Below are 11,078 nucleotides of genomic sequence, written 5' to 3'. Positions count from 1 at the left end.
GTGGAGGACGCGCAGTCCGGCAAGGCCGACGTGCAGCGCCTCGCCGACAAGATCTCCGGCATCTTCGTGCCGATCGTGATCGCCATCGCCGTGGCCACGCTCGGCGCCTGGCTCGGCGCCGGCTTCCCCGCCGCGGCCGCATTCACCGCCGCCGTCGCCGTGCTGATCATCGCCTGCCCCTGCGCGCTCGGCCTCGCGACCCCGACCGCGCTGCTGGTGGGCACGGGACGCGGCGCACAGATGGGCATCCTCATCAAGGGACCGGAAGTGCTCGAGTCCACGCGCCGCATCGACACCATCGTGCTCGACAAGACCGGCACCGTCACCGCGGGCAAGATGACCCTCACCGACGTGCACACCGCCGTCGGCACCGACCGGACCGAGCTGCTGCGACTCGCGGGCGCCCTGGAAGACGCCTCCGAACACCCGATCGCCCAGGCCGTCGCAAAGGCCGCTGTGCAGGAGCTCGGCGCGCTGCCCACCCCGGAAGGCTTCACGAACATCGAGGGCAAGGGCGTGCAGGGCGTCGTCGACGGTCACGCGGTGATCGTCGGCCGGGCCTCGCTGCTGGCCGACTGGTCCCTGCACCTGTCTGCCGAGCTCGCCGAGGCGAAGGCCGCGGCCGAGCGCCAGGGGAAGACCGCGATCGTCGTCGGCTGGGACGGGCAGGCGCGTGGCGTGCTCGTCGTCGCCGACACCGTCAAGCCCACGAGCGCGGCCGCTGTGGCGCAGTTCAAGCGGCTCGGGCTCACGCCTGTCCTGCTCACCGGCGACAACCAGGCAGTCGCCGAGCAGATCGCCGCCGAGGTAGGCATCACCGACGTGATCGCCGAGGTGCTGCCGCAGGACAAGGTCGACGTCGTCACCCGTCTGCAGCGCGAGGGCAAGGCCGTCGCGATGGTCGGCGATGGGGTCAACGACGCCGCCGCCCTCGCCCAGGCCGACCTGGGCCTCGCGATGGGCACCGGCACCGATGTCGCGATCGAAGCCTCCGACATCACGCTCGTCCGCGGCGACCTGCGCAGCGCCGCCGACGCCGTCCGGCTCTCCCGGAAGACGCTCGGCACCATCAAGGGCAACCTGTTCTGGGCCTTCGCCTACAACGTCGCCGCCATCCCGCTAGCGGCGCTCGGCCTGCTCAACCCCATGCTCGCCGGCGCGGCGATGGCGTTCTCCAGCGTCTTCGTCGTCGGCAACAGCCTCCGCCTCCGCAGCTTCAAGAGCGAGGCGGTGGACCCCGCACCGACAGCCACGGCGGCGCCGCGTCCCGCGGCACGGTCGGCAGCAGTCGACATCCATCACTGAGAGGAACCCCATGTCCGACACCACCGGTCACGACCACAGCCACGACGGCCACGAGCACGGCAGCCATGATCACGCCGGCCATCACGAGGACCACAGCCACGGCCACAGTCACACCGCCACCGGCACCCACGGGCACGGTGCAGCCGCCGGCGAGATCGCCGAGTGCCCGGTCATGGCCGGCAGCACGGTCCTGAAGTCGGACGCCGAAGCCGCAGGCCTCGTCCGCGACTTCGAAGGCACGCGCTACTACCTGTGCTGCGCCGCCTGCGGACCCCTGTTCGACGCCGACCCCGCCAAGTACGCCTCCGCGGCCTGAGCCGCACCGTGCCGGGCCTGTCGCCAGATAGGCCCGGCACGGCTTCCCCGTACCCGAGAGGATGAGACCATGACCAACCCGCACGAGCACCGACCCGACCACACGGATCCCAACCAGCTCCACGCGCGCCACACCGCCGCACCGATGGAGGCACCCGAGGCCAACGGGGCCGACCACGCGGGCGGTGATCACCATCAGCCTCAGCCGGCGAGCGCGCACGACCGGATGGGCGGTCACGCGACCGCGGCCTCCGACGGTGCGGCCACCAGCGACTCCCATGAGGGAAGACACATGTCGCATGCCGGCCACGGCGCAGATGGCGAACACGGCGGGCACGGCGATCACGTCGGGCAGTTCCGCCGGCTGTTCTGGATCATGCTGGCGCTGGCGGTCCCGACGGTCGCGCTCTCCGGCATGTTCGCGATGATCGTCGGCTACACGCTCCCAGACATCCCCGGCCTGGTTTGGGTCTCCCCCGTGCTCGGCACGATCATGTACGTGTGGGGCGGCAAGCCCTTCCTGACCGGCGCCGTCAGCGAGCTGCGCGCGCGCAAGCCCGGCATGATGCTATTGATCGGCCTCGCGATCACCGTCGCGTTCATCGCCTCCTGGGGCGCCAGCCTCGAACTGCTGCACCACGAGCTCGACTTCTGGTGGGAACTGGCGCTGCTGATCGTGATCATGCTGCTCGGCCACTGGATCGAGATGCGCTCCCTCGCACAGACCACCTCCGCCCTGGACTCGCTCGCCGCCCTGCTGCCCGACGAGGCCGAGCGGGTCGAGAACGACCAGATCGTCACGGTCGCACCATCCGAGCTCGCCGTGGGCGACATCATCGTCGTCCGCCCGGGTGGCAGCGTCCCCGCCGACGGCAGGATCGTCGACGGCCGCGCCGCCATCGACGAGTCGATGGTCACCGGCGAGTCCCGCACCGTCTCCCGCACCATCGGCGAATCCGTCACCGCCGGCACCGTCGCCACCGATTCCGGCATCCGCGTCGAAGTGACGGCCACCGGCGACGACACCGCTCTCGCCGGCATCCAGCGGCTGGTCACGGATGCGCAGAACTCCTCCTCCCGCGCCCAGCGCCTGGCCGACACCGCCGCGGGATGGCTGTTCTGGTTCGCACTCGGGGCGGCAGCGATCACCGCGGTCGTCTGGACCCTGGTCGGGCTGCCCGACGCCGCGGTCATCCGCACCATCACCGTGCTCGTCATCGCCTGCCCCCACGCGCTCGGCCTCGCCATTCCGCTGGTGGTCTCCATCGCCACCGAGCGCGCCGCCCGCGGCGGCGTGCTCGTCAAGGATCGCCTCGCGCTCGAGAGCATGCGCACTGTCGACACGGTGCTGTTCGACAAGACCGGCACCCTCACCAAGGGCGAGCCGACCGTGACCGACATCGCCGTCATCGACGGGCACGAGCCCGATCACGTGCTCGGGCTGGCCGCAGCCGCCGAGTCCGACAGCGAGCATCCACTCGCCAAGGCGATCGTCCGGGCGGCTGCCGCCAAGGACCTCGCCGTCCCCCGCAGCAATGACTTCTCCTCCTCCCCCGCGGTCGGCGTCACCGCGACCGTCGACGGGACGACCGTCCGCGTCGGCGGACCGCACCTGCTCACCGAGGAGCGCGCAGAGGAGCTCGGCATCGCCGACCAGTGGCGCTCCGACGGGGCGATCATCCTCCACGTCATCCAGGACAGCCAGGTCATCGGCGCTCTCAAGCTCGCCGACGAGATCCGCTCGGAGTCGCGCGAGGCCATCGAAGCGCTGCACGCACTCGACGTCCAGGTCGTCATGATCACCGGTGACGCCGAGGCCGTGGCGCGCTCGGTCGCGGAGGAGCTGGGCATCGACCGGTTCTTCGCCGGCGTCCGCCCCGAAGACAAGGCAGCGAAGGTGCAGGAGCTGCAGCACGAGGGCCGGAAGGTCGCGATGGTCGGAGATGGCGTGAACGACGCCCCGGCACTCGCCCAGGCTGATGTCGGGCTAGCGATCGGCGCCGGCACCGACGTCGCGATCGCATCCGCCGGCGTCATCCTCGCAAGCGACGACCCACGCTCCGTGCTCTCGGTGATCGAGCTCTCCCGCGCCGCGTACCGGAAGATGAAGCAGAACCTCTGGTGGGCGGCCGGCTACAACCTCATCTCCGTGCCGCTGGCGGCCGGTGTTCTCGCACCCATCGGCTTCGTGCTGCCGATGTCCGTCGGTGCCGTCCTGATGTCGCTCTCGACGATCGTCGTGGCGCTCAACGCGCAGTTGCTGCGCCGACTCGACCTTCGCCCTGCCGCCACCACGCAAGCCATTCTCGATCGATGAGCGCATCCGACCGGAGGGCATGATGACGGACGCCACCACGCCCACGACCTGCGATCAGGGCGAGCACGGCTACATCACCGACAAAGCCCGATACCTCGCGCGACTCCGGCGGATCGAGGGACAGGCACGCGGGATCCACCGCATGGTCGATGAAGAGCAGTACTGCATCGACATCCTCACCCAGATCTCCGCCCTCACCGGCGCGCTGCAGAACGTCGCCGTCGGGCTCCTCGAGGACCACCTGCGCCACTGCGTCGCCGACGCCGCCCGTGCCGGCGACGACGTCGCCGAAGAGAAGATCCGCGAAGCATCGCAAGCCATCGGACGGCTCATCCGCTGAACCGCTCGATGGGGATGACTATCGGGTCGTCGATGGACGGCTTGTCGACTCCGACGTGCCAAGCGGCGTGGTCAGGAAGTCCCGCCGCATCCCGAGGGTGGTGTCGGTGAGGTGCATGGAAGTGGCCGCATCGGGCGCGCTCTCGGTCAGTGCGCGGATCGCGTCGATAGTCTCCGGCACGACGATGGCCTCGTTGAAGACCTGGTACGTGAGATACACCTCGTCGCCGTTCACGGTGACGAGGTCCTCCCAGAGCGCCACCTCCCACATGTCGCCTCGTGGTCGGCCGAGGTCCCGCATGAGTTCGATCGTGGAGTTCAGCGCGACGAGACCGTCCGACATTCGAATGAAGGCGATTCGCGGCGCGGCACGGAAGGCGTCGAGCACCTCATCCCTGGTCGCGTTCCTCGTCAGCTGCAGCGTCCAATAGTGGTTGTGCGTCTGCGTGTGGGCGCCCTTCGCCGCGATGGTGATGAGGTCGAGGTCCGGCAGCACGGTCTGCGCGTCCGGCCCCTGATGTGAGGGGATGGTCCCTTCGGGAACCATGGTGTTCATGATGCCGCCCAGGTGTGATTCCCACGGGTCGGTCGCGCGGCGGATGAGCACGCCGCGAGCCTTGGCGAGGAGGTCCGCGTCCTGCAGTGCGCCGAGCACGCGGACGATGCTCGTGGTGTTGCACGACACCACGCGGGTGCTCTCCCGGCCGAGGGCACTGTCGTAGTTCGCCTGCGCGACGAACGAGTGCCCGGTCGTCTCATGCGACTCTCCGCCTTGGAGCACGAACTTGACGCGGGCCTCCCGGTACCGCTCGAGGTTCCCGGCCGCGACGTGCTTGGGAGTGGTGTCCACCACGATGTCGGCATCGTCGACGAGGTCCTGCAGCGTTCCGGCGATGTCGAGTCCTGCCGCACGCATGCCGTGGACCGCCTCGACAGTCGCGCCGAAGATCGGCGCCCTCCCAGCGGCGGCCTTGATGCGCCAATCGGTCGCGACGTCGGCGATGCCCACCAATTCCATGTCTGGTTGCAGCTTCACCGCGTCGGCGACCCGCTTTCCGATCACTCCGTACCCGTTGACGGCCACTCTCGTCTTGCTCATTTCCGATCCTTCCGGTTCGTGAGGTCTGCATCATTCAGGTCAGGGCGCCGGCCGCGCCTTCCGGGCCCGCGTGGCGCCAGCGGGAATTCCCGTGCTTCCCCGCCGGCGAGCAGTGCGTAGCGTCCTTTCACTCCGATCCGGACTGGCGGTGCGTTGCACGGCTGCAGGGAGACCGACAGCAGATCGGTGCGCACGGACACGTCGATCCGATGACCCCGGTATCCGACCTGGAAGCGTGCTCGTCCAAGATGGGCGGGCAGTCTCGGGTCGAAGGTCAGCGCGTTTGACTCGGTCCGCAGGCCCGCGAAGGCGCGGATCACGATGTCGATCGTCCCGGACATGGCGCCGAGGTGGATGCCCTCACGGGTGGTGCCGCCTTGCGTGTCGTCCAGGTCTGCGACCAATGCCTCGCGGAACGTGGACCAGGCGCGGACCTCGTCGAATCGCGACAGCACCGAGGCGTGCACGACGCGGCTGAGGGTCGAGCCGTCCGCGGTGCGGGCGAGGTAGTACGCGACCGTGCGTTCCAGATCCTGTTCGGTGCACTGATAGCCGAGCCGATGCAGTTGGTCGAGCACGCCTGCGGGTCCCAGGAGGTAGATCAGCATCAGCACATCTGCCTGCTTGGACAGCTTGTACCGGTTGGTCATGTCGTCCTCGGCCTCGAGGATCAGGTCAAGCCGCCCGATGTTGCCGTACTTGGCGCGATAGCGGGGCCAGTCGAGTTCCAAGAGTTCTTCATAGCCGTCGAACTGACTGATCACGCCGTCGGCGTGGAAAGGGACAGTGAGGCGGCTGCCGAGCCGGGACCACTGGTCGATCTCCTCCGCGGTGATGTGCAGCCGGTCGATGAGGTCGTCGCCGGGATGGCCCTGCAGCTCCCGCAGGACGTCGGCGGCGCGGTCGCAGAGCCAGGACAGCAGGACGTTGGTGTACGCGTTGTCGCGCAGTCCGGCGCCGGGTGCGTCCGGGTATCCGTCGTGGTACTCATCGGGTCCCATCACACCGTCGACGTGGTACCTGTCGGTGGCCGGGTCCCAGGTTGCCGAGGACGCGAACATCCGGGTGACTTCGACGATGAGCTCCGCGCCGCGGGAGGCAAGCCAGTCCCGGTCGCCCGTAGCCTGGAAGTGCTGCCACGCGTTGAAGGCGACGGCGAGTCCGACATGGCGCTGACGAGTGGAGTTGTCCGGCATCCATCGGGCGGAGCGGGCGTTGTACAGCTGAGCGGGCGTCTCCTCTCGGCCGTCGCTGCCGCTCTGCCAGGGGAAGAGCGCCCCCTCGAGGCTGTGCGCGCGGGCGGCGGCTCGGGCAGCGTCCAACCGCCGCCAGCGGTACTCCAGGAGTGCCCGAGCGAACTGTGGGCGCCGCATCCCGATGACGGGCACGACGAACAGCTCGTCCCAGAAGATGTGCCCGCGGTAGCCCTCCCCATGCAACCCCCGAGCAGGCACCCCGGCATCCAGGGCTGCGCTGTGTGCGGAGATCGTCTGCAGCAGGTGGAATACGTGCAGGTTGAGGATCAGACGGGACTGTCGGTCGGAATCGAGGGTGACCGCGAATCGGTCCCACAGGCGCCGCCATGCCGCCTCGTGCTCCGTCAATAGTGCGTTGAAGCCGCCGTCGTGGCGGGAGAGCTCCGCCAGCGCGGCACCGCCCGGGGAAGCAATGGCACTGTCGCGAGAGGTCACCACGGCCGCGGTCCTGTCGATCGTGACCGGCTGGCCATCGGCGAGACGGAGGTCGAACTGCTGCGAGTGGGCTCCGCCATCGCGCTCGGCGTCGTGCGGCGTCACCGTTGCCCCATCGTCGAACGTCGTCCGGACCGCGAGGGCGATCCCGATCCGGCTCTGTCCGGTGCTCACCTCGCACAGGACCGTGTCGCTGCTCGTCTCAGCGAAGGCCGGATCCGTCAGATGCCGCGTGCTGGCATAGATCCTGACGTTGCCGTTCGTCACCGCTGCGTCGATGCCGACCCGAACGCTGGCGGTGCCGCTGAAGCCGTCAGCCGTGATGGTGGTCTCCAAGCCCCCAAGGTGGGGGTTGTGCATGGAGACGAGCCGCCGTTGGACGATGGTGATGCGTTCCCCCTCCGGCCCGGTCAGGGTGGCTCGGCGCGTCAGGACACCCCGGCGCAGATCGAGTTCGCTCCGCTCGTCCGAGACGTCCATGTGCCCGGTCGACCACCACGGGCCATCGGCGATGCGGATGTCGAGAGGAAGCCAGTTGGGAACGTTGACCAGGTGCTCCTCCTCGAGCTCGCGACCATGGATCATGCCGACGGACCGGTTGTAGACCCCGGTCAGATAGGTGCCGGGATAGTGGACGCCGTCGTCGCGGCGCTCGGGGCGCGCACCCCGAGTGGCCATATATCCATTGCCCAGGGCCGTCAGCGCCTCACGATGCCCCTCGTGCGCCGGATCGAAGCCCTCGTAGACGAGTGTCCAGGGGTCGGTGCGGGTGGCGCCCAAGTCCAGTTCCGAGGCGTCCCCAAGGACGATGTCGGCGCCGGCCAACTCCAGCTGCTCGCGATTCCCTGCCCGGTCGATACCGACCACCAGACCGAAGCCGCCGCGGCTGCCGGCTTGCACACCGGCGACCGCGTCTTCGACGACCGCAGCACGTTCGGGCGACACACCGAGGCGGCGCGCGGCCTCGAGGAACATCGCCGGATCAGGTTTGCCCGGCAGGTGCTCCTCCGCAGCGGTCTGCCCGTCGACGATCACGTCGAACTCGACGTCGAGCCCGGCGGCGGTGAGTGAAGCGAGGGCGTTGCGGCTGGCGGTAACCAGACCCACCGGCGTTCCGCCGGCTCGCAGCCGTTCCAGCAGTGCGGCGGTCCCCGGGTACGCGGCGACGCCGTCGCGGCTCACGGCTTCCAGGAACAACGTGTTCTTGCGGGCACCGAGCCCATGGATGGACCACTCCTCGGGCCCGTCTTCTGGGCTGCCCTCGGGGAGCCTGACGCCGCGCGAGGCGAGGAAGGCGACCACGCCATCCTCGCGCTGCCTGCCGTCGACGTAGCGCCGGTAGTCGGCGTCCTCGTCGAACGGGTGCATTCCGACAGCTCCGGAGAGTCGACGATCCTGGAGGACCTCATCGAAGAGCTGCTTCCACGCCGACGCGTGCACGGTCGCGGTCTGGGTGATCACCCCATCCATGTCGAACAGGACCGCCTCGTAGGGCACCGCGGTGCCATGCCCGGCCCGCTCCTCCCGGCGTGCGTTACCGGCGTGACTCGACAGATCCATGCTAGACGGGCTCCTCCAGTGGTTCGTTCGGCGGCTGGTTGGCGGGCCCGGGGGCCCGCGACCACTGCCAGTTCCTGATCTCGGGCATGTCTTCTCCGTGGACGCGGATGTACTGGCGGTGCTCGAGCAGCTTGTCCTTCAGCTCCTCGCGCACGTGGGCGGAGATGCCACGCAGCCGCGGCACCCGGTCGATGACGTCGATGGCCAGGTTGAACCGATCGATCTGGTTGAGCACGCACATGTCGAACGGGGTGGTGGTGGTTCCTTCCTCCTTGTATCCGCGGACGTGGAAGTTGTGATGGTTGGTGCGCCGGTAGGTGAGCCGGTGGATCAGCCACGGATAGCCGTGGTAGGCGAAGATCACCGGCGCGTCTGCGGTGAAGAGCGCGTCGAAGTCCCGGCCCGTCAGGCCGTGCGGATTCTCCGCGTCATCCTGCAGCCGCATCAGGTCCACGACGTTGACCACCCGGATCCGCAGGTCGGTGAAGCGGGTGCGCAGGATGTCGACGGCCGCAAGGGTCTCCATCGTCGGGACGTCCCCGGCGCAGGCCAACACGACGTCGGGTTCGGCGTCCGCGTCCGAACTGGCCCAGTCCCAGATGCCGATCCCCTTGGTGCAGTGCACGATGGCGGAGTCCATGTCGAGGTACTGCAGCTGCGGCTGCTTGCCCGCCACGATCACGTTGACGTACTGGCGGCTCCGCAGGCAGTGGTCGGCGACGGACAGCAGCGTGTTGGCGTCCGGGGGCAGGTAGACGCGGATGACTTCGGGCTTCTTGTTGATCACGTGGTCGATGAAGCCCGGATCCTGGTGCGAGAAGCCGTTGTGGTCCTGCCGCCAGACGTGGGAGGTCAAAAGATAGTTCAACGATGCGACCGGTCGGCGCCATTCGATGCCGTTGGCGGTGTCCAGCCACTTGGCATGCTGGTTGAACATCGAGTCGACGATGTGCACGAACGCCTCGTAGCAGGAGAAGAACCCGTGTCGCCCGGTCAGCAGGTATCCTTCGAGCCAGCCCTGGCAGGTGTGCTCGGACAGGATCTCCATGACGCGGCCGTCTCGGGCCAGATGATCGTCCTCCGGCACCGTCCGCGCGTTCCATGTCCGGTTCGTCGCTTCCAGCACCGCGCCCAACCGGTTGGAGTTGTTCTCATCCGGGGCGAAGACCCGGAAGTTGTCCGAGTTCAGGGCCATCAGGTCTCGCAGCATCTCCCCCAGCACGCGCGTGGACTCGACCGCCCCAGTGCCCGGCTCCGTCACGGGAACGGCATAGTCGCGGAAGTCCGGCATCCGCAGCTCCCGCAGCAGTACGCCGCCGTTCGCGTGCGGGTTGGCACTCATGCGCCGGATGCCCTCCGGGTGCAGGGTGCGGATCGCCTCCACCGGAGCGCCGCTCTCGTCGAAGAGCTCCTCGGGCCGGTAGCTCCGCAACCAGTCCTCCAGCACCTGTCGGTGACCGTCGTTCTCGCGGGCAGCGCTGAAGGGCACCTGATGGGAGCGCCAGGAGCCTTCGACCTTCTTCCCGTCCACGTCGGCGGGCCCGGTCCACCCCTTGGGCGACCTCAGCACGATCATCGGCCAGCGGGGACGCTCGTCCCTGCCCTCCTCGCGGGCTCGGCGCTTGATCTCTGCTATCTCGTCCAGACTGGCGTCCAGGATCCTGGCGAAGTCCTGGTGCATCTGTTCGGGATCATCACCCTCCACGTAGTACGGCGTATGGCCGTAGCCCCGCAGCAGGCTGTCCAGCTCATCCCGGTCGATCCGGTCCAGCACCGCCGGGTTGGCGATCTTGTAGCCGTTCAGGTGCAGGATCGGCAGCACCGTGCCGTCGCGGGCAGGGTTGATGAACTTGTTCGAATGCCAGCTCGCGGCCAGTGGACCGGTCTCGGCCTCGCCGTCCCCGACGACGGCGGCGACGATCAGCTCCGGGTTGTCGAACGCCGCCCCATACGCGTGGGAGAGCGCGTACCCCAGCTCCCCGCCCTCGTGGATCGAGCCAGGGGTCTCGGGGGCGACGTGGCTGGGAATGCCGCCGGGAAACGAGAACTGGTGGAACAGCCGCTTCATCCCGACGGCGTCCTGCGAGACGTTCGGGTAGGTCTCGCTGTACGTGCCCTCCAGCCAAGCCGCCGCCACGGGGCCGGGTCCGCCGTGCCCGGGGCCCATGATGTAGATCGTGTCCAGGTCGCGCTCCATGATCGCCCGGTTCAGGTGCGCGTAGATGAAGTTCAGTCCGGGGGTGGTTCCCCAGTGGCCCAGCAGTCGAGGCTTGACATGCTCCGGCAGCAGCGGCTCGCGAAGCAGCGGATTGTCCATGAGGTAGATCTGTCCCACCGACAGGTAGTTGGCCGCCCGCCACCAGGCGTGGATGCGATCCAGCTGCTGGGAGTCGAGGACGGGTACCGGACCGGGCTTGCCCTGAGCATTCATGAGATCTCCTGCCTCTGAGAA

At 68.6% G+C, this 11,078-nt stretch carries 7 protein-coding genes; 4 read left to right on the top strand and 3 right to left on the bottom strand.

What is annotated here, in order from left to right; translation table 11 throughout:
* The 4 genes from ACJJVL_RS09125 to ACJJVL_RS09110 form a co-directional block, all read left to right on the top strand.
* A partial coding sequence (locus tag ACJJVL_RS09125) for a heavy metal translocating P-type ATPase (protein WP_405218297.1) occupies positions 1–1,305 on the top strand: 1,305 nt, incomplete at its 5' end.
* Positions 1,306–1,315: 10 nt separating this feature from the next.
* Positions 1,316–1,621 (top strand): hypothetical protein, encoded by a 306-nt coding sequence (locus ACJJVL_RS09120; RefSeq protein ID WP_405218296.1) that lies wholly within the window; start codon positions 1,316–1,318, stop codon positions 1,619–1,621.
* A 69-nt stretch (positions 1,622–1,690) separates the two neighbouring features.
* Positions 1,691–3,937 (top strand): heavy metal translocating P-type ATPase, encoded by a 2,247-nt coding sequence (locus tag ACJJVL_RS09115; protein WP_405218295.1) that lies wholly within the window; start codon positions 1,691–1,693, stop codon positions 3,935–3,937.
* A gap of 22 nt (positions 3,938–3,959) precedes the next feature.
* A complete protein-coding gene (locus ACJJVL_RS09110) occupies positions 3,960–4,277 on the top strand; it encodes a metal-sensitive transcriptional regulator (protein WP_405218293.1) in 318 nt (105 codons plus the stop codon).
* An 18-nt stretch (positions 4,278–4,295) separates the two neighbouring features.
* Here ACJJVL_RS09110 and ACJJVL_RS09105 read toward each other — a convergent pair whose 3' ends face one another.
* From ACJJVL_RS09105 to ACJJVL_RS09095, 3 genes are read right to left on the bottom strand one after another with little or no spacing between them, the layout of a single operon-like run.
* Complete coding sequence (locus tag ACJJVL_RS09105) at positions 4,296–5,375, bottom strand: type II glyceraldehyde-3-phosphate dehydrogenase (protein ID WP_405218292.1); 1,080 nt, start codon at positions 5,373–5,375, stop codon at positions 4,296–4,298.
* The gene (locus tag ACJJVL_RS09100; RefSeq protein ID WP_405218290.1) at positions 5,372–8,626 is read right to left on the bottom strand and encodes a beta-phosphoglucomutase family hydrolase; all 3,255 of its coding nucleotides are present in this window, start codon (positions 8,624–8,626) and stop codon (positions 5,372–5,374) included. The genes ACJJVL_RS09105 and ACJJVL_RS09100 overlap by 4 nt, the downstream gene beginning before the upstream one ends.
* 1 nt (position 8,627) lies before the next feature.
* The gene (locus tag ACJJVL_RS09095; RefSeq protein ID WP_405218289.1) at positions 8,628–11,057 is read right to left on the bottom strand and encodes a phosphoketolase; all 2,430 of its coding nucleotides are present in this window, start codon (positions 11,055–11,057) and stop codon (positions 8,628–8,630) included.
* Positions 11,058–11,078 lie beyond the last annotated feature (21 nt).

This window comes from Agrococcus sp. Ld7, from assembly GCF_045064095.1.
Lineage (GTDB): Bacteria > Actinomycetota > Actinomycetes > Actinomycetales > Microbacteriaceae > Agrococcus.
This window is presented reverse-complemented; position numbering and strand designations above follow the sequence as displayed.